General features: G+C 45.3%; 13 protein-coding genes. 9 read left to right on the top strand and 4 right to left on the bottom strand.

Annotation, left to right across the window (positions count from 1 at the left end; genetic code table 11):
- Positions 1–329: 329 nt before the first annotated feature.
- From dinB to H8S64_RS02540, 4 genes are all read right to left on the bottom strand, one after another.
- Positions 330–1,406 (bottom strand): DNA polymerase IV, encoded by a 1,077-nt coding sequence (gene dinB / locus H8S64_RS02555; protein WP_099291252.1) that lies wholly within the window; start codon positions 1,404–1,406, stop codon positions 330–332.
- 170 nt (positions 1,407–1,576) lie between these two features.
- Positions 1,577–2,599 carry a 1,9-bis(guanidino)-5-aza-nonane synthase gene (locus H8S64_RS02550; protein ID WP_099291251.1) on the bottom strand — a complete coding sequence of 341 codons (1,023 nt, stop codon included), beginning with the start codon at positions 2,597–2,599 and terminating at the stop codon, positions 1,577–1,579.
- 152 nt (positions 2,600–2,751) lie between these two features.
- On the bottom strand, positions 2,752–3,615 hold the full coding sequence (gene speB, locus H8S64_RS02545) for an agmatinase (protein ID WP_186974821.1): 864 nt from the start codon (positions 3,613–3,615) through the stop codon (positions 2,752–2,754).
- A 98-nt stretch (positions 3,616–3,713) separates the two neighbouring features.
- Complete coding sequence (locus H8S64_RS02540) at positions 3,714–5,021, bottom strand: amidohydrolase family protein (protein ID WP_255469395.1); 1,308 nt, start codon at positions 5,019–5,021, stop codon at positions 3,714–3,716.
- 442 nt (positions 5,022–5,463) lie between these two features.
- Between H8S64_RS02540 and H8S64_RS02535 the strand changes: the two genes are divergently transcribed.
- The 9 genes from H8S64_RS02535 (at position 5,464) to H8S64_RS02495 (ending at position 19,401) form a co-directional block, all read left to right on the top strand.
- The gene (locus tag H8S64_RS02535) at positions 5,464–6,630 is read left to right on the top strand and encodes a FecR family protein (protein ID WP_186974820.1); all 1,167 of its coding nucleotides are present in this window, start codon (positions 5,464–5,466) and stop codon (positions 6,628–6,630) included.
- 168 nt (positions 6,631–6,798) lie between these two features.
- Positions 6,799–10,302, top strand: coding sequence for a TonB-dependent receptor (locus H8S64_RS02530; protein WP_186974819.1), 3,504 nt, complete (start codon positions 6,799–6,801; stop codon positions 10,300–10,302).
- An 18-nt stretch (positions 10,303–10,320) separates the two neighbouring features.
- Entirely contained in the window at positions 10,321–12,285 is a 1,965-nt protein-coding gene (locus tag H8S64_RS02525) for a RagB/SusD family nutrient uptake outer membrane protein (RefSeq protein ID WP_186974818.1), read from the top strand.
- Positions 12,286–12,352: 67 nt separating this feature from the next.
- The gene (locus H8S64_RS02520; RefSeq protein ID WP_222621126.1) at positions 12,353–13,768 is read left to right on the top strand and encodes a DUF4959 domain-containing protein; all 1,416 of its coding nucleotides are present in this window, start codon (positions 12,353–12,355) and stop codon (positions 13,766–13,768) included.
- Between the two features lie 10 nt (positions 13,769–13,778).
- On the top strand, positions 13,779–15,464 hold the full coding sequence (locus H8S64_RS02515; protein ID WP_186974817.1) for a DUF4998 domain-containing protein: 1,686 nt from the start codon (positions 13,779–13,781) through the stop codon (positions 15,462–15,464).
- Between the two features lie 108 nt (positions 15,465–15,572).
- Positions 15,573–16,349 carry a hypothetical protein gene (locus H8S64_RS02510; protein WP_186974816.1) on the top strand — a complete coding sequence of 259 codons (777 nt, stop codon included), beginning with the start codon at positions 15,573–15,575 and terminating at the stop codon, positions 16,347–16,349.
- A 25-nt stretch (positions 16,350–16,374) separates the two neighbouring features.
- Positions 16,375–17,151: a hypothetical protein gene (locus H8S64_RS02505; RefSeq protein ID WP_186974815.1), complete on the top strand. Its 777-nt coding sequence runs from the start codon at positions 16,375–16,377 to the stop codon at positions 17,149–17,151.
- A gap of 36 nt (positions 17,152–17,187) precedes the next feature.
- Positions 17,188–18,273: a TlpA disulfide reductase family protein gene (locus H8S64_RS02500; protein ID WP_255469394.1), complete on the top strand. Its 1,086-nt coding sequence runs from the start codon at positions 17,188–17,190 to the stop codon at positions 18,271–18,273.
- Positions 18,274–18,315: 42 nt separating this feature from the next.
- A complete protein-coding gene (locus H8S64_RS02495; protein ID WP_186974814.1) occupies positions 18,316–19,401 on the top strand; it encodes a TlpA disulfide reductase family protein in 1,086 nt (361 codons plus the stop codon).
- The last annotated feature ends 170 nt before the right edge of the window (positions 19,402–19,571 follow it).

The following is a 19,571-nucleotide window of genomic DNA, read 5'->3' as shown; positions in this document are numbered from 1 at the left end:
GGAAAAGGGGAATTATTACCTTATTAATAGAGTTTGAATACGGTTGGAATTAGGTGTTAATACAGTCCCGGTTTGCCTAGGAAAAAAAACGCTCCCGTGTACTTTGGATGTGTACAGGGTAAAATAAAAATGGTCCGCGCTGTCTCAGCGGGGACCCAAAATACCAATAACAAATTTATGAAAAAAAATCGAAGTCTCTCTTTGAATACTGATACAAAGGTATCAGGTTTTCATCGTAACCGAGTGACGTTTCCGTTAAGTTTCGGTTACATGATAATGTATTCAAATTGTATGCCTATATACGTCAATTAAACGTAAAGGTTTCATAATTAATCAAAATCAAACCTTAATTGTAATGGTCCTTCAATAGATGTCGCCTCGAAAGGATTTGATACAGAGAGTCCTATGAGTCTAATCCTAAATTGAGTAAGTTCTAATTCCCGGAGTAATTTTTTTGCTAGAGGGAGAATTTCTTTTAAAGTTTTCAGTTCATATGCCACGCTGGCACTACGTGTTTTTTGAGAAAAGTCGTGGAATTTTATTTTTAGCGTGAGGGTATGTCCCTTGAAACCGGATGTTTCTAGCCTGTGTATAAGTTCAACTGCCACGTGGTACAACTCGATGATAACGGCGATATAGTTTGTCAAGTCGTTGTCGAAGGTACTTTCGCAACCCACTGATTTGCGGATACGTTCGGGGGAAACAATTCGAGGGTCTATTCCATGTGCGAAATCGTGGTATAGAGCCCCGTTTTTCCCGAAATTGCGAGCGAGAAAAGCCGCAGAACATTTGCGAAGGTCTGCCCCCGTGTGTATTCCTAGCGAATGCATTTTTCGGGCGGTAACTTTCCCGATACCCCAAAAAGCTTCTATGGGTAATTTCGCTATAAAATCGGCAGCCCGTTCGGGATGTATCGTGTATAACCCGTCTGGCTTACGGTAATCGGAGGCGATCTTGGCAAGGAATTTATTGTAGGATACTCCCGCGGAGGCTATCAAACCGAGCTTTTCTTTTATTTCCCGCTTTATTTCCCGGGCGACATCCACGGCAAGGGTGATGCCTTTTTTGTTCTCCGTGACATCGAGAAATGCCTCGTCAAGCGCCAGCGGTTCGATGATATCGGTATATTCCCGGAATATTTCATGTATTTGGTGGGAAACGGATTTATAATGTTCCATGCCGGAAGAGACAAAGATCAAATCCGGGCAAAGTTGTTTGGCTTTCATGGACGACATGGCAGAGCGTACGCCATAACGTCGAGCCTCATAACTGGCAGCTGCCACGACTCCCCTTTTCTCCGCTCTTCCCACGGCAAGAGGCTTTCCCCGGTATTCCGGGTGATCCCGTTGCTCTATGGAAGCATAGAACGCGTCCATATCAATATGAATGATTTTCTTGTTTTCCATCTCCCGTTTTCGAAAAGTAAATATAGGCAATTTCTTGGATAGTTGAAAGAATATACCCGGAAGAATGGGTGGGGAATTTTACCCCTTGACGGTGTAGAGATTTTCCGCAAAAATGCGTTATAAATGAAGAGGCTGTCTAAAAAGTAAATAGACAGCCTTTTCTTTCTTCATTATTTCAGGAATAATTTATTCCAATTTTTATATTCTCTTTCTTTCCAAGGTCCGTTGTGATAAACGTAACTTGCGATAGCGGGAATAACGGTTGTACCTTCGGCGTAAACCATTTGCTCGTAGGTAACGTCGACTTTACCCCAAGAGCAGGCTTCTTTTAAGGTTGAAGAAGAGCATGCTCCGTCCCGAACGTCAGCCACGGTGATTTGGATGGCGTATTTGTGCATAGGTACGTCGAAACCTAAGATTTCAGCACAGACTACGGTGTCTTGTGCGAAGTTCTTCGGGGTTCCGCCACCGACCATGAACAGTCCGGTAGTACCAGCCTTGATCTTGATTTGGGTCAGTTCAACGAAGTCCTTTACCGAGTCAATCGACAGGTGTTTGTCGGGGTGTTCCCATTGGTGTTTACCGATACCGAATCCTGCGCTACAGTCTGAGAATGCCGGGCAGAAGATGGGTACACCACATTCATAGCAAGTTTGGATCAAGCTGTCTTTTTTCACGGCGTGTCCCTCGTGTAACCATTTTCCGATTTCCCAGATAAATTCACGTGATGAATAAGGACGGGGTTCCAAGTTGTTGGCGATCTCGTAAGTCGTGTGGTCGCAAGCTTGTAATTCCTCCTCGTCGATGAACGTATCGTAAATACGGTCAATGTAAAGTTCTCTCAATTGCATGTCAGGCACGTCCTGGTGTCCCTTGTAGTGTTTGAAACCCAGAGCCTCGAACAAGTCCATGTCGATGATAGATGCTCCGGTAGAAACTACCACGTCAACCATTTTGTTGCGAACCATATCCACGTATACCTGCATACATCCGGCAGCACTTGTACTTCCGGCAATGGTAAGAATATTAGTACACTCTTTCTCTCCAACCATCATCATCAGGATATCAGTTGCTCTGGCAGTATCGCGAGAGGTGAAGGACATATCGCGCATCGCGTCGATCAATTGGGTTGAGTCATACGATTTGATGTCGATGTGTTTGATAGTGTCTTTTAATAAATCTTTCTTTTCCATTTTATTTATTTAAAAATATAAGGTACAATTATGAGGACCTTATTGACTCAATTTCTTTATTTGTGATTTATGATTTTAGATTTTGGATTCCAACCGCACAAGGCTTACGCTTTTTTGAATCATAAATCGTAAATCATAAATCGTAAATTGTTTCATTGGTTTTGAAACCTCATGCTCAATATCTGGTAGATCAGTTTGCTTGCAAGGAAATCGGATGATCTATTGATTTCGTTGGGGCAAAGTTCTACCACGTCCAAACCGATGATGTTGTGGCGCTCGTTGATCAGTTTCAGGAAATTCAATACTTCCCGGTAATACAATCCGTCTGGTTCCGGGGTTCCCGTGGCCGGAAGAATAGCGGGATCGAAAACGTCCAAGTCGATCGTGATATAAACGTTGTCATGCAATTTCTGGGATACCATGTACATCCAGTTGTTACCCTCTTTGGCATCATGCAGGTCGTGAGCGTAAAAAATACGGTCGGGCATGATGTTTTCCTTTTCCTCGATAGCGGAACTTCTGATGCCTACTTGTGCAACGGTAGCCACTTCTTTGGCACGGGCCATCACGCAGGCGTGGTTGTGGGTGGAACCCTCGTATTCGCTGCGCATATCGGAGTGTGCATCCAATTGCAGGACAGAAAATTTGTCATAGTGTTTGGCAAAAGCCCGGAATGCCCCGATACTCACGGAGTGCTCCCCTCCCAGTATCACGGGGAATTTTTTATCTGTCAGAATTTTATCAACTTGTTTTTCCACTTCTTGAGACATGGCTTCGGGAGAAGAGGCTTCCGTTACCGGGTCTAATGTCGCGATGCCGCGGGTGTAAACTTCGGAATCCGTTTCGATATCGTAGAGTTCCATGTTTGCCGATGCTTCAAGAATCGCGTCGGGACCTTTGTCCGCTCCCTTCAACCACGTGCTTGTCCCGTCGTAAGGTACTGGTAATACTACAATCTCGGCTGTTTCGTATGCCGTAAACTCGCTGTCGAGTCCTCCATAATTTTTATTCTCCATATCTATTTGGGTTTATAGTGTTTATAAACTCCTTTCTTTATAAAAAGGTCTGCAAAACTAACGTATTTAATTGAAAATTGAAAGTTGAAGATTGAAAATTATTGATTACATTTTCTTGATTCATTCACAAGGTGTTGCATGGCGTGCATGGTGGCTTCCTTGTCGATGTTCAGAACTTCCCGGTTTTGCATGATCCATTTGCCGTTGACCATGGAGGAACGGATGTTCTTGCTGTTCGCCGCGTACACGATGGCAGAGTACTCGTCGTACACGGGAATCATGTTGCTGGCGTCGGCGTGAATCACGATGAGGTCTGCCCGTTTACCTGTTTCGAGGCTTCCGGTCAAATGACCTACTCCCAAGGCTCTAGCCCCGTTGATGGTTGCCATGCGAAGGGCGGTGCGGGCGCTGACAGCTTCCGGGTTGTAACGTGTTCCCTTGGGGAGAAGGGCGGCGAAGCGTGTTTCTTCGACCATGTCCAGCGTGTTGTTGCTTGCCGTGCCGTCGGTTCCGATACTCACGTTTACCCCCGCTTTCAGGTAGGCGTCCGTGTCGGCGATTCCGCTGGCGAGTTTTAGATTGCTTTTCGGGCAATGCGCCACGGAGGTGTGTGTCCGGGCATATAATTCGATGTCTTTCGGGTTGAGCCAAACGGAATGGGCGGCAATCACGTTTCGGTCAAGCAAGCCGATCGAGTAGAGATACTCGGCAGGGGAGGCACCTGTTTGTGCCGTGACGTCCTCTACTTCTTTGCGGGTTTCGGCCACGTGAATGTGAAGGGGAATATTGTATTTTTCCGTTATATCTTTTGCTTTTCTCAGGGTTTGTTTTGAACAGGTATATGGCGAGTGGGCGCAGACTGTCGGGTGGATCAGGTCGTTCCCGTACCATTGCTGCACGAGGGATTCACAGCGGGCAATTCCCTCGTCGAGCGTGTGAAAACTGGGAGTCGGGAAGTCTATGAGCGATTCGCCGATAACGGCACGGATTCCGGCTTTCTTGGCTTCCGCGGCGATAATATCCTCGAAGAAGTACATGTCGTTGAAACAGGTCGTACCCGATTTGATCATTTCAATAAAGGCCAGTCGGGTAGCCACGGTAACATTCTCCGGTGTCACCATACGGGCCTCTGCCGGGAAGATATGGTCGTTTAGCCACGTGTGAAGGGGAAGGTCGTCGGCGTACCCGCGTAACATGGTCATCGGCACGTGCGTGTGCGTGTTCACGAATCCGGGCATCACGATCATGCCTTCCGCGTCGAAATATTCGGCATCGGGCATCTCGATTCTACCGTCACGAATTTCTTTGATACAATTTTTTTCTATCAGAATAGAGCCGTTTTTAATTACCTCCATGTTCTCGTTCATGGTGAGGATGCGGGCGTTGAATATGATGGTGTTTTTCATGGTGTTTATTTTTGTGAAAGAGATTCTTTTTCAATGATATTTGGTAATTGTCCCACGAGGTAAATTAATGAGGTTGTTATTTTAAAGTGATAATTGCTTTGGTGTTGATTATCAGTTGCAAATATACGAAAATGTTTCAAATCGGAGGCAAGTTGACCCTAATTTTGTTTCAAAACGGAGGCAAGTCTAATAATTGAACCTGAAATGCCAGAGCGGTATGATATTGCCGGATGCAAATTCTATATCGTCTTTTGTGAAAAATTGCTCAATAAATGAGCAATTTTAGATGAATTTTGCTCAACTTATGAGCAATTTGCGAGAATTCCTTCGTTTAACAAACATACCTTTTTTACACAAGATGTTAAACTATATTAAATACGACTCTCCTCAGGTAAAAATGAGCGGAGAAAACTGTTTTATAATAAAAGCATGGCAAAAATATATGAAGAAATTGGATAATAAAGAGAGAAAAGATTTGGAAATTGCCGGGAAGGCGATCGAGCGGGCGGAGTCGATGAAAAAGGAGATTCTCTTGCGTGAGATGGAGTTTACCGAAGAAGAGGAAGGGATGCAGACGGGGACGGATGTCGTGGAACGGATGGTAGAGGAGATACATCAGATAGCACGGATGGATAAGGAGAAGATGGGGGAAAAATTGCAGGCAAGATTGCGGGGATTGGAGCGGAAGAAAAGAGCATCCCGTCGTTGGTTGTACGCGGGGAGTTCCGTGGCGGCGGCGGTCGTGTTGTTTTTCATGGTAACAACGATGTTGCCTGAAGAGGAGCGAGTGGTGGAGAAGACTCCCTTGATCAACATGGCGGAGATAAAGGTACCGACGTTAATCACGACTGAAGAGAATGATGCGATCCTCTCGTTAGATACTTTGGAAGTGAAAGAGGAGGGAAACGTGTATATAGTGGGTGACAAGAAACAGGAGGAATTGTCCGGAGAGAATCCTGACCCCGTGGAAAAGCCTGTCCGAATTGTTCGAATGGTAATTCCTGCCGGGTATACCTATAACGTGCAATTGGCAGACGGTTCCACGGTCATGCTGAATGCGGGGAGTGAATTGCGATTCCCGGAGGAGTTCCGTGATTCAGTCCGACAGGTGGAGTTGAAAGGAGAAGGTTATTTTGACGTGCGGAAATCTGATACCCCTTTTGTCGTGAGAGCCGGGGGGACACGAGTGAAGGTCTATGGCACGCGATTCAATCTGTTTTATAGTGAAAAACTTGCTCTTTCTGAGGCTGTTCTGGTAGAGGGAAGCATTGGTATGATAGCCGGGGGAACGGAAACGATGATCGTGCCGAACCAACGTGCCGTGTTCACGATGCGGGATAGTGTCACTAGGGTTGAAAAAGTAGAGCCCGCGGATTACATCGCTTGGCTAGGGAATAGTTTCAAGTACAACGGGACGAGGTTGGATAAAATAGTTTTCGATATATCCAGATGGTACGGGGTGGAAATTCGGCTTGCCCCGGAACTGGAAGGACAATCATGTAGTCTTGAGTTTGACAAGTCTTCCACGATCGATTGGGTGATGAAAGCCCTTGGGTTGATCTTGGATAAAAACGTTAAAAAAGAAGGAGGTGCTTACTATATAGATTGATTGAAATCAAATAAAGAAGAGAATCCGCTGAGAGTGGATTCCCTTTTGAGCCACTGCCGTAAGGATTGATTTTGCAGGTCAGATGCCTTCGGTCGTGACGAGTAATAAACGTTAGTCAAAACGTTTACATCTAATATTCTTACAAATATATGGAAAAAAAAAGAAGTAATGAACAAAATTAGGGGTAATAAAGTTATCATCGGTGTGTTTATCATGTTTATGCCGATGTTATGGAGTCCTGTGCGATTAGCTGCTTCCGTGTCGTCGAGTAGCGTGGGCGTGCAACAAAAGGACGAAAAGAAAGTCACATTGAATATTATAGACAGGAATTTAACTTACATCTTGTCAGAGATAAAGCAACAAACGGGGCTTGCTTATGGATTCAGGGATAGCCGAAATGCAGTTCAAAACGAGCGTTTTACAATTAACGTGCGTAACGTAAGTGTCGATTCGGCTCTAACCGTATTGTTGAAAAATACTCGATACACTTACCAGATCGAGGGGGATTTGATTCTAATCATGGCAAGACAGGAGAAAGCCCAAGTGGCGGATAAGAAGGACATGATCACCGTGAAAGGTCGTATTGTGGATGAAAAGGGAAATCCTGTTGCGGGAGCAACTGTCGTGATTCACGGGACAACCAGAGGAGTGGCCTCTGATGCAGAGGGACAATATTCCATTGATGCGAAACCGGAAGATATTTTACGGGTTTCCTTTATTGGTTTTGAAACAAAGACTGTTGAAATCAAGGGGAAAGAAAAATTGAATGTTCGTTTGGTTCCCACGGAGGAGAACCTCGAAGAAGTTCAAGTTGTTGCTTTCGGTACACAGAAGAAAGAGAGTGTAACAAGTTCCATTACCACTATTCGCCCCATGGATTTGAAATCGTCCAGCAGTGACTTGACGGCGAGTCTTACCGGAAAAATAGCCGGTATTGTCGGTTGGCAAACAGGTGGAGCCCCCGGTGCCTTGACCGAGGAGGAAATGAACACGAAGTTTTACATCCGGGGTATCAGTTCGTCCAATGGGGCTTCCGAGCCTTTGGTGTTAATTGACGGGGTAGAATCCTCTCGTTTGGATTTGTCGCGTATGGCACCGGAAGACATCGAGAGTTTTTCCGTGTTGAAAGATGCCGCTGCCACGGCGATGTACGGAGCTCGTGGGGCGAATGGGGTGATTATTGTGACCTCGAAGAAGGGAGAAGCAGGAAGTGTTTACACTTCTGTGCGCTACGAGGCGGTAGCTTCCATGCCAACGGATAAAATCGACGTGGTGGATCCTCAAACCTATATGCGCATGTACAACGAGGCGTTACTGGCACGTAACCCGGGAGCCACGCCACAGTACTCCTTAACCCGCATCGAGCGCACGGGTAGTAAGGATTATCCCTCTTGGGTGTACCCGGCGAACGATTGGTTCAAAACCTTGTTCAAAGATTGTTCCGTGAACCACCGCGTGGGCGTGAACGTGCGGGGAGGTTCCGAGGCGGTGCAATATTACGCGTCCGTCAACTACGTGAACGACCAAGGGATGTTAAAAACTGACCGGTTGAACCAGTTCGACGTGAACGTCAAGAACTCCACCCTTTCATCACGTATCAACTTGAACGTGAATTTGAGTACCGGTCTTCGTATGTTGGTCAATGCCAGCATGAATTACGATAAATACCATGGACCTTTCTTTGGCTCGGGGCAATCGGACGTGCAATCGGTCTACTATTACGCGTTCAACGCTTCGCCGGTGGATTTTGCTCCAACTTATCCCGGTGATTTCGAACACGGGTGGCCACACTTACGTTTCGGGGGTAAACGGGTAGATAACACCGTATCCCTCAATCCATACGCGAAAATCCAGAGTGCCTATCAAGACCGGAGTCGTTATAGCGCGACGACCAGAATAGAGTGTATTTATAATTTAGGTTCTCTGTTAAAGGGGTTGGAATTGAGGGCAAGTGCTTCTATGTCAAAGACCGGGTACGAGATGAATGCTTTTGAAGTCACGCCGTTTTATTATGCTTTGGATGCGGAAAATGGTGGTTATGATTTCGAGACAGGTGAGCACAAGTTGACATTGTTATCTAATGGACGCCGGACGTTGGAACAGCCTTTTGGAGGTTCCGCATCAACGTCTTCCACGCAGTTGGTGTACGAGGGTAGTTTGCTTCACACCGCGGCATGGGGCGGAGATGATGCTTCCTTGCATCAAACTTCATTGACCGCGGTATTCCAAGCGTTACAGGCAAATTCCGCTCCCGTAGGTAATTTGTTCGGTAGTTTTGAACAACGAAACTTGAGTTTTTCCATGCGCGGTAGCTATGGGTTCATGGATCGTTACTTCATCGAGGCAACTTTTGGATATAATGGTTCCGAGCGTTTTACCAAAAACAACCGGATGGGTTTTTTCCCGGCTCTTAGTGGGGCGTGGATCGCTTCCAAGGAACGCTTTATGCAAGGAGGTGTCAGCCAATGGGTGTCTTTCTTGAAAATCCGAGGCTCTTGGGGTAAAGTGGGTAACGATGGTATTATCAAAGATCCTCGTTTCGTGTATATGCCGGAAATTATATATGGCCCGGAATATGCAAACACTGAACCGGGAAACCCGGAAAGAATAAGTCGTAAAGAAATCAAGAACTATGGGGATCCGGATGTGAAATGGGAAATTTCCGAGCAGGTGAACCTCGGTATTGAAACCCGTTTCTTCAAGGATATCTTGGAGGTTAATCTCGATATTTACCAAGAGGTGCGCCACAACATCATCGAACGACGCCTCTCTATCCCCGCGCACGTGGGCGTGGAGGTGAATCCATTGGACAACTTGGGTAAAGTTCGGGCTCGCGGTATAGATCTTGCCGCTAAAGTGCAACACGCTTTCACGAAAGATTTTTGGGTTATATTGAATGGAACCTTTACTTACAATAAAGCGATTTACAAGGAATTGGATGAAGCAAAGGATAAGCCATACTGGCAGTTGAAAACAGGTCACGAGATTTCTCAACGGGTGGGATACATTGCCGACGGGCTGTTCTGCGATCAAGCGGAAATTGATAATTCTCCGCAAGCGAAAACCGGAATCTTGCCGGGTGACATCCGTTACCGGGACGTGGATGGGAATGGCGTGATTGACGTGAACGATGCCGTGCATATAGGTTTCCCTGAAACACCGCGTATGGTGTATGGCTTTAGCGGATTCGTCAATTACAAGAACTGGGAGTTTAGTTTCGCATTCCAAGGTTCCGGCAAACGGAGTTTCTTTATTAACCCGAAATCTTTATCCCCGTTCGAGAATGATCGAGCCATGCTAAAAGAGATATACAAGAGTCACTGGACGGAAAAAAACGCAAGCAATCACCCGTTTTGGCCTCGCCTTTCCGTGGGAAATATTACCGATTATAACAAGCAGGAGGATTGGGACGCTAACCTCACGGATGCGCGCCGTTCTACCTACTTCATGCGGGAGTGCCGATTCTTGCGTTGTACCGCCTTGGAATTGGCGTACAATTTGCCACAGGCGCTTCGTCAAAAAATGCGTATGCAGAATGTGAAGTTTTTTGTCCGTGCCAACAATCCCTTCTTGATTTCAAACTTCAAGTTGTGGGACGTGGAATTGGGAGGAAACGCGTTCAATTATCCCATTCAAAAGACTTACGCTTTGGGTGTTAATATCAGTTTCTAACTTAAAATCAGAAATAAAATGAAGCGTCTATTTGCTTATTTGTTTATTCCTTTCTTGATGCTCGCCTCTTGTGACAGTTGGCTGGACGTGGTGCCGGAAGAGGATATCGCCACGATTGATTCGGAATTTGAAACCTATGACCAGGCTTACGTTTGGTTGCAAAGTGCTTATACCTACATGCAAAAAATATATGAGCGGTATAACGATGTGGCTTACTCGGGAACAGACGAATTGGTTGCCGACAATTATTTGAGGAATTCGCGTGCGTCCAGTCATCCCGTGGGGTTGGATATTATTGGCGGAAGACAGAACGTGTTTGCTCCTTACGCCGACACGTGGTTGAATGTAGTTACACTTCAGTCAGGACCAGCCCGGAATGATTTTTACACGCAAATCTCGATATGTAACCATTTTATTACCCGTATAGATAACGTGTATAATTTGCCCGCTAAAGATAAGAGCGAGTGGAAAGCGGAGGTGATTGCCTTGAAGGCTTATTATTATTTGGAATTGGTGCGTCGCTACGGGCCGGTGATGATTGTTCCTGATTCGTTTGACCCGAATCAGGATGTGGAATCATTGAAATTGCCTCGTAGCCATGTGGATACTTGCTTCAATTACATCGTACGTTTGTGTGATGAGGTTGTTGATTTACTTCCATCGCGTCTGGCAAAAAAGACAGATCGAAGAGGGTATTTTAACAAGGAAGCGGTGATGGCATTGAAAGCACGGGCATTGTGTTATCAAGCATCCGATCTTTTCAACGGTAATTCCGATTATACCAATTTCGTGAATAAAAATGGAGAACCGTTGTTTAGCAGTACTCCCGACCCCCAAAAATGGGAACGGGCAGCTCAAGCGGCTATTGATGTCATAGACTTTTGTCATGATGCGGGTTCCGCCGCTTTAATTGAAGGTAATATCGCGAATACGCCTTTGCAATCGTGCATGCTTGATATTGAAAAATCTACCCAGACATATGGCTGGAGGAGTGATGAAGCGTTGTATATGATCAGGTTGATGGATGGTAGTGATATGGATTGGTTTAAACTCATATTGCCTAAATTCTCAGACGGTTCGAACCACACGTTGCCGGGAGCTTGTTTCGCACCAAGCATGAAAATGGTGGAGATGTTCTACACGGAGAACGGTTTACCTATCAATCAGGATTTGAAGTGGGTTGGGGCCGGTAATCCGTATGCTCTTAGCGTGGAAACGGATCCGAAATATGTCGATGTGGTGGCGTTGAATGAGCCGGTATTGAACCTGCATCGTCGTCGCGAACCCCGTTTTTATGCAGACATAGTGGCAGATCGTTGTTATTGGCGTTTGGGAACCGAAACCAATAACGTGTATTTGATAGAAATGTATCAAGGAGAGGATTTTGGACTGGTTGAAAGACGTTTGTCCGCAAGTACCCCACAAAATATCACCGGGTATTACTTGAAAAAAGGAACTGCATCTACTGCGACTCTTAACGCGCATCAGGGAGGTTTGACCAGTTTGGGTGAACGACCTGCTGCTATATTCCGGTTAGCGGAGATGTACCTTATTGCCGCCGAGGCGTTAAACGAGTGCAAGACGGCTCCCGATGCGGAGGTGTACAAATATTTGAACGAGGTGCGTCGTCGTGCCGGGATTCCGGATGTGGAGGAAGCTTGGAAAGGTGCCCGTGATCCGGGCAAGGTGAAATCCAAAACGGGTATGCGCGAAATTATCCGTCAGGAGTGGAACATCGAGTTTGCTTTCGAGGGATTCAGATTTTGGAATTTGCGTCGTTGGAAAGCCGCAAATGTGGAACTGAACGAGAAATCCTTGGGGTGGAACGTGATAGCCAATAATGCCAACGATTTCTATAACAACGGGCGTGGTCCGGTAGAAGTTTATTCCGGTAACACGTTTGTTGCTCCGCGTGATTATTTCTGGCCTATCCGAAGCGAGGAGGTGCAGACTGCCGGTTGTGTGCAAAACCCGGGATGGTAGATGGATTTGCGATTGTAGATTTACGATTTTAGATTGTAAACTCAATTAAAATTTTAAATTTGAAATTATGATACAAAGAATATTATTTTTATTGCCGGTACTTTTCCTTTTCTTTGCTTGTAGCGATGACGATGAAGTCGGGTTCGACGTGCCGGTGGAATTTCGGAAAATCTCCTTTGACCCGATACCCGGGGGTGCGGTAATGCGTTACCGATTGTCCGACAATATGGATATTTTCAGGATACGAGCCCGTTACAAGGATGCTTACGGGCGACACTTGGTGAAAGAGGGTAGTTACTTGACGGATACCTTGTTGCTAAACGGTTTCACGGAAGCGCGTGCTGACGTGCCGGTGCAACTGACTTTCCTCAATAATGCTCTGGAGGAATCAGCCCCGTTGGAAATGACTTTCAACACGGGAACTGCCGCCACGGTAGCTCTGTTCGAGAATTTGAGCGTGAACCCGTTCTGGGGTGGAGGATTCAATATTATTTATTCTTCACCGACTACCGTGGAAGGAACCGTGCATATTTTTTACGTCGGGATAAATCCCGCCACGCAACGGGAGGATAATATCTTACTGGGAAGTTATCCTATCGCTGAAGGTGGTGATACGCTGAATTTTGAAATAAAACAGAACGTGGCGAATTTGAAAGTGATTGTACGCACGGATGATTTCGAGGGCAACACGGTGAAAGTGCAAACTTATGAAGGTATTGAGTATTTGACCATGGAGCCGTTGGCACCGGAATACTTTACATTCTCTTTCCCGGAGTCGTTGAAAATCGAGGATGAGGCTCATCAGATCGGCGTGAAATATCTTTTCGACGGGCAAAAGAAAGGGGCGAATTACAGGAAAAATTATCAGAAAAGGGATTTCTACAAATTTGGTACTTTTGTGGCTGGTCCCTACGCGTTCAATGAGCGTTTTATCATAGATTTCGGGACCCCGAAGGTGCCTGCCATGTTGCGTGGTGATGCTTTCTTGTACCATGGAAACTATTATCCTAATCCCACGAATCCTAATCCGAATATGGATATGTTTGTGGCTAACTTGTGGCATGGAGTTTACACCTCCCGCTTGCCGGCAAAAATCAAAGTGTACGGGACGAATGCGGCAGATCCAACCAAAGTGCCTCTTAACGAGTGTACGATGCTTTACAAGTTGGAAGAGGATCCGAGATGGTCTAATTTCTATGACAATGCCTGGTGCCGTTACTCGGATTTCCAATCCGGTCCGATGGATTATATGAAAGATGCATACAGGAATAGAACTGATCAGGAATTCGAGGAAGCGGAACCTATTTCATTGGATATGAAATGCAACTTTTTCGGAGAGGCTTTCCGTTATGTATTCTTCGTCGTGGAGGACACGTGGACGAGTAACAACCAGGGTTGGATGTATCCAAATGGATGTGAAGAGAATCTCATGGAGTACATCACGTTCGACGAGTTGGAAGTATTTGTAAAGAAGGAATATTAAAAAGACAGTTATGATAAGAAAACTATATTATGCGATTGGATTGTTCTCCGCGTTCTTGATTGCGAGTTGCAGCGAGAGCTTGGAGGATACATACAGCGAGTTTACCAAAGATGGGATTGTCCGCTACGTGGGTAAATGTGACAGCGTGAGCGTGAACCCGGGTTGGGAACGATTGCAGGTGGTGTGGAAACACAACATCGATGCCGGGGTGAAAAAAGTGAAAATCAGTTGGAAATCGGATAAAGGTGCAGGTGAGATGTTCGCGGACCCGTGCGACCCGGATAGTGATGATTTGATGGATACCGTTTACATTGAAAATTTGGTAGATGCCATGTACACGGTGCGGATAAACAACGTGACAGACGATGGCAGGGAGTCACTGGTGGAGGAGAAATACGGTCGGCCGTACTCCTACGAGCACGAGAATTTGCGTTCGTTCTCGCGGGGTGTTACCGCTTTTAGTCGTATGGGCGATAGATTGGTATTGCTACTTGATCAAAGTAACGAGGATGTCAAGGAGATGTTGTTATGTTTCAAGGATAAGGCGGGGAATGAACACGAGTGGGACATGAAAGCACATTCGAATGATACACTTTCTTACAAGTATTGGGGTATGACTGAGGTAAAATTGGGACGCGACTATCTTTTTTTGTTGCCGGACGAGGAAGGGGTGGATATTGATTTCAATCAACCGATTACCGTGAAAAGAAAGGGTAAATTGCCGGAATGTGTGGATGAAATAGATTTCAAGGACGAAACGTTGGATTTGAACGAGAGATTGTGGTCTTCGGCCTTCATGCAACTGATGCGGGGTTTGTATGGTTCGAGTTGGGAAAGTCGGGTAGATGAGTTGGAAACCTTGGAAATAGATTACGATATGCCTTCCATGCAGGATTTGATGTATCTCCCGAATTTGAAGAAAGTCGTTCTTGGTAAGAATCGCTACATGAATACAAAGTACGTTGAAACGAATCACAGCACCACGGATGAATACGTGGGGTTGGTGATGTTGCAATTCTTGAAAGATACCCGACCTGATTTCACGGTGGAACGGTATAATACGCACTATTTTTTCGGGAAAGATAGGTTTGCAACTCCTTTGCTCAAAGCGTATAAAGAGTCCGGTAAATTAACTAATTTGGAGTTGGAGGAGAAAGGAAGTAGCAATTTATCGAGCAAACCGATATTCACGCCGTTGGATACCACGGGTTGGGTGATGACTTGTTCCGATACTTTGCATAACGGTTACAAGAACAACGGGGTGGCCAATTTGCTTTTCGACGGTCCGCGGGTAGTGTTCGGGAGTGAGGAAGAGGTGTATTTCGAGCCGGGAGAAACGTTAGGTGCGGGTATCGTTACCGTGACTTTTGACATGAAAACTTCGCGGGTTGTGGAAGGTTTCAAGGTGGGGCAGCCTACTCGTAACGAGAATGGTGATGAGGCTTACTTGTTGTCGAACGTGAAAATAGAATTTTCAAGTGACAGTTATACTTGGACAAATGCCAATTACACGGACGGGAACGCTACTATCGGGAATACTCCCGGGGAGGAAACGTATGTTCTGGTGCCGGAAGAGATGCGTACTCCTGTGCGGTATATCCGTTTGAGTATGTCGAATCTCCCGGTTGGTAAAATTGCTTCTCAAATGAAATACTGTTTGCGTTTGGGTAAGTTTATCCCGTGTACAGTCGAATAATCTAAATTTCGGGTGCTTGCATTTCCTGCCCCGTGCGGGGCAGGAAATGCTTTTTCTTGAGTGTGGAGGTGATTGCTATACAGAAATAATAACTATTAACAATGTTATATGAAAAATATAAAATATGTAATAATAGCTTGCTTCACGTGTTTGTGGTGTGGCTGTTACCAGGGAATGTTGTTTGAGGATACTTTTCTTGATGATGAAGATATAATGCTGTATGATGAAAAACCTTTTAAATTTGATACTCTTTGTGAAAAAACCAATGGCGCAACTATTTTGGGGAAAAGGAGATATTTGGATAAACGAGAAATAGCATTGATGAGCATGTTGGGACAGGAGTTAATAGTAAAGGAATCTGTTTTATACAATATGTCGTATAATTTGTTTATTAAACTGGAAAAACAGGGGTTATTCAAATTAAGATTTGGTATAGATGCAACTGATTATGATAAAACGGATTATAGATGGGGTAAAGATGGATATTATGACTCACGTGAAAGAATGATTTTTTTCTGTCATGAATCGTTGATAATGAGTGAAAGAGTTTTGCTACATGAATTATTGCATGTTTTTCAATGTGAATTGGCTACTGTGAGACCTACAGTAAATAACGAGCTTTTTATGGAATATGAAGTTTTGATGATTTATGATATTATTCAACAACGGATGCGAGGGGATGTCCGAATACATTTAGAAGGAGGAAACGATAACAAGGTATATGCAGATTTCATTCGAGAGGCAGCTTTGGGAAATTATACTTTTAACAAAGAACTTTTGCGGAAACTGTTTAATGATTTTTTTATGAAAAAGTATTCAGGAGTAAAACCAAATTATGAGCCCAGTTTTTTGTTTTATTTTTTGGGCGGACGAGTAGTTAATTAGTTTCACTAATCTTAAAGAATATATCATGAAAATAATAGTATTGTGTTTGACGTTAATATCAGTTGTGTTTGATGTATGTGCACAAAAACAGTCATTTAAGAATTTCAAAAGGTACGGTAATTGGATTGTTCCGACAGAAAATTTTGAGCAAACGTTTGATTCGATAAGACAAGAGGTACTCTCGAAAGACATATACGTGGACTATCGTGTTATGCAACCGACAGATAGTCTTATTGATTGGTTGATTCACATGAAGTTAGATGTCCCGGAAAAACGAGATTTCATGTTGTATAAAGAGTCTGTGGAATATGAAAAACGCATGAGAGCTTTGGGTAAAGAGATGAACTCGTATTATTTGTTTGAAGAATGGTGGTCATTGATTCCTGAAACGTTAGTGAAACGTTTAAAAGAAAATGAAAAGAATTGGAATAAGTTGTACGAGAACTACTTTGAAGCCCATGCGTTTGTGAACAACCAGGGGAAAATACTTTCCGTCTATTTTAAAGTACCTTCGGTTATGCTTGATGTGGTGAAAGAGGAAGAGTTGCAGATGATTTACGATCGTGTAATGGAAAAGAGATTAGATATTAAAAATTTCGTTTTTCGTCGTCCAACGAATAAGCAAGTGAAAGAGACTTTGGCAGAAATTGTGGGAAAAGGTAGAAGCGGAGAAGAAAACTGGGATCTTTTCGTTAACATGAGACGCCAAGGTGTTCCGTGTGTTTATGGTAATGTGAATTTTTTTTATATGCAAAAACAGGATACTACCCGAATACCGGAAGAGGGAACCGTTTTCTTGTAGAAAAAGATAGAATTGGCAGAGAATAATGTAATAAAGATGATGAAAAAAATAGGATTGTCTATACTGTTGACCGTTTGTGCGTACGTGACAAGCGTGGCGCAAGAGGGCTTTAAAATTACTGGACACTTGGGAGGTACTCTCGGGGGCGACCTCGTGTTAGCGACAACCGGAGCGGAAGGTTTGGTTAAACTGGACGAGGCTGTGATGATAAATGGTGAGTTTGAGTTTGCCGGGCGTGTCGATGGAGTGATTCACGCTTATATATTGACGGCGGAGCAACAACCGGTAGCCACGTTGATGCTCGAGAATTTGGAATACACGGTAGTGGCGGGAGAAAAGGGTATTGAAGTGCAGGGAGGCGGAGAGTCTCAAAAGATATTGAATCAATATAATGAGATACAGCAAATTATTGCCCGAGAGAAAATGCGCATGGAACAAGAAACCCGTGCCGCTTACAGTCAGCAGAACCAAATGAAGTTACAAGCATTGCAACAGCAGTTCCAGAAAGTGATGGAAGAAATGAAAGTGAAACAAGCGGAGTTATTCCGGGTTTACAAGGATTCGCCTGTGACCGCCTTTATGCTTGTTTCCAGCATGGGAGAAATGGATTATTCCTCGTTGAAAAACGTTTATGATAAATTGGGCGAACCGGCGAAAAATAGTCTTTACGGTCAGGCGATCGTCCAACAATTGGCCCTGTTCAAGCAAGTGGAACTGGGTTCCGTGGCACCGGATTTCACGGGTACCATGTCGGGAGGGGAAAGTGTATCCTTGCATGGTATCAAGGCAAAGTTGAAATTAGTGGACTTTTGGGCATCATGGTGCGCCCCCTGTCGTCAAGAAATGCCTAACGTGGTGAAAATCTACAAAAAATACCGTGAAGCAGGTTTGGAGATCATCGGTGTATCGCTAGACACGAAAGTTCCGGACTGGCTGAAAGCCATGCAGGACGAGAAAATGACTTGGCCTAATATCATGGACGAGCAAAAGGGAATTTCCGCCCGTTACCTTGTGCGGGGTATTCCTCACACCGTGTTACTGGACGAAAATAATCGTATTGTCGCCAAGAATCTCCGGGGAAAGACGCTGGAAAAAAAGATCGCGGAATTGTTGGGGAAATAGGGATAATGGTAGAAGTGTGATTGATATAACAACTTTAGAATTATGAGGAAAATTTTATTACTATTCGTTTTAGTGATAGGTATCACTATCGCTTGTAAAGCCCAAGAGGGCTATCAAATCAGCGGTAAAGTGAACGGGATCGCGGATGGAAAAATGTTATTGGTAAGCGAGGAAAGCGGTAAACCCGAAACATTGGCAGCAACGATGATTAACAACGGGGTATTCACTTTCACGGGTAAGGTAAATCAACCCGTGGCGGCTTACCTTATGCTGGAGAATGGGGACGGGATGCTTCCCTTGATTCTCGAGAACGCTAACTTCATGGTGAACGTGAGTGGTGCCGGGGCATTAATTCAAGGTGGTAAGCAACAGGAATTATTGACCCGCTTCACCCGGATCAGCCAGTCTTTCATGGCAGAACAAGCCAAGGTGGCGGCGGAGGCACAGCAGCCCGGGGCGAACGTCCCTGTCTTACAAGACAGGGTGAACAAGGCCTACGAGGCATCAATGAAGGCTACATTGGAATTGATCAAGGCGAATCCCGACGAGTACGCCACGGCGCACGTGATCGCCCTCGGCATCAGCGGTGAAACGGAAGAGGGCTTGCGCTCGAAGTATGACCTTCTCGGGGAGGCTGCCCGTGCCACCGTTCCCGGCAAGCGGATCGCCGCCGCCCTCGAGCAGTACGAGAAACTAGCCATTGGCGAGGTGGCTCCTAACTTCACCACGGAGAAGCCCGACGGGAACACCTTCTCGTTGCACGACCTTCCCGCCAAGTTGAAGCTGGTGTACTTTTGGGTTTCAACGAACCCTCTTTGTCGTCAGGACAACATCGACCTCGTGAAACTTTACCTGCAATACCGCCCGCTGGGTTTGGAAATCGTCAGCATCTCGCTTGACGAGAACCGTGGTGAGTGGCGCAACGCCATCGGTATGGACGGCATGGTGTGGACGAACGGCTCGGATTTGCAAGGCTTCGCCTCCCCGATCGCCCGTCTTTACATGGTACACGAACTCCCGGCAACATTCCTCGTTGATACGGAGAACCGTATCGTGGCGAAAGGCCTCCGCGGGGATGCCCTTCGTGACACGGTGGCAAAATTGTTGAAAAAGAGCAAGAGGAAGTAATCGTGTTTTCATAATTGGTGCGTGCTAGGGGGGAGTCGAGAAAATGGACTTCCCCCTTATTTTTGGTTTTGGGTTAACGAGGAAGATTGACCTAGTATCAAGTAGATGGAATAAAAGATAGTCGGGTGTACCCGCCGGTGCTTCTTTCCGAGGGCATAAAATCTATAAAT

It is taken from the genome of Butyricimonas hominis, assembly GCF_014287455.1.
Classification (GTDB): domain Bacteria; phylum Bacteroidota; class Bacteroidia; order Bacteroidales; family Marinifilaceae; genus Butyricimonas; species Butyricimonas muris.
Note: the sequence above shows the minus strand (reverse complement) of the source record. Positions and strands in the feature narration are given on the sequence as shown.

Coding starts and splice junctions, on each gene's coding strand:
- dinB (WP_099291252.1), bottom strand. CDS start 1,406: ATGGAAAACAAGAAAATCATTCATATTGATATGGACGCGTTCTATGCT.
- H8S64_RS02550 (WP_099291251.1), bottom strand. CDS start 2,599: ATGGAAAAGAAAGATTTATTAAAAGACACTATCAAACACATCGACATC.
- speB (WP_186974821.1), bottom strand. CDS start 3,615: ATGGAGAATAAAAATTATGGAGGACTCGACAGCGAGTTTACGGCATAC.
- H8S64_RS02540 (WP_255469395.1), bottom strand. CDS start 5,021: ATGAAAAACACCATCATATTCAACGCCCGCATCCTCACCATGAACGAG.
- H8S64_RS02535 (WP_186974820.1), top strand. CDS start 5,464: ATGAAGAAATTGGATAATAAAGAGAGAAAAGATTTGGAAATTGCCGGG.
- H8S64_RS02530 (WP_186974819.1), top strand. CDS start 6,799: ATGAACAAAATTAGGGGTAATAAAGTTATCATCGGTGTGTTTATCATG.
- H8S64_RS02525 (WP_186974818.1), top strand. CDS start 10,321: ATGAAGCGTCTATTTGCTTATTTGTTTATTCCTTTCTTGATGCTCGCC.
- H8S64_RS02520 (WP_222621126.1), top strand. CDS start 12,353: ATGATACAAAGAATATTATTTTTATTGCCGGTACTTTTCCTTTTCTTT.
- H8S64_RS02515 (WP_186974817.1), top strand. CDS start 13,779: ATGATAAGAAAACTATATTATGCGATTGGATTGTTCTCCGCGTTCTTG.
- H8S64_RS02510 (WP_186974816.1), top strand. CDS start 15,573: ATGAAAAATATAAAATATGTAATAATAGCTTGCTTCACGTGTTTGTGG.
- H8S64_RS02505 (WP_186974815.1), top strand. CDS start 16,375: ATGAAAATAATAGTATTGTGTTTGACGTTAATATCAGTTGTGTTTGAT.
- H8S64_RS02500 (WP_255469394.1), top strand. CDS start 17,188: ATGATGAAAAAAATAGGATTGTCTATACTGTTGACCGTTTGTGCGTAC.
- H8S64_RS02495 (WP_186974814.1), top strand. CDS start 18,316: ATGAGGAAAATTTTATTACTATTCGTTTTAGTGATAGGTATCACTATC.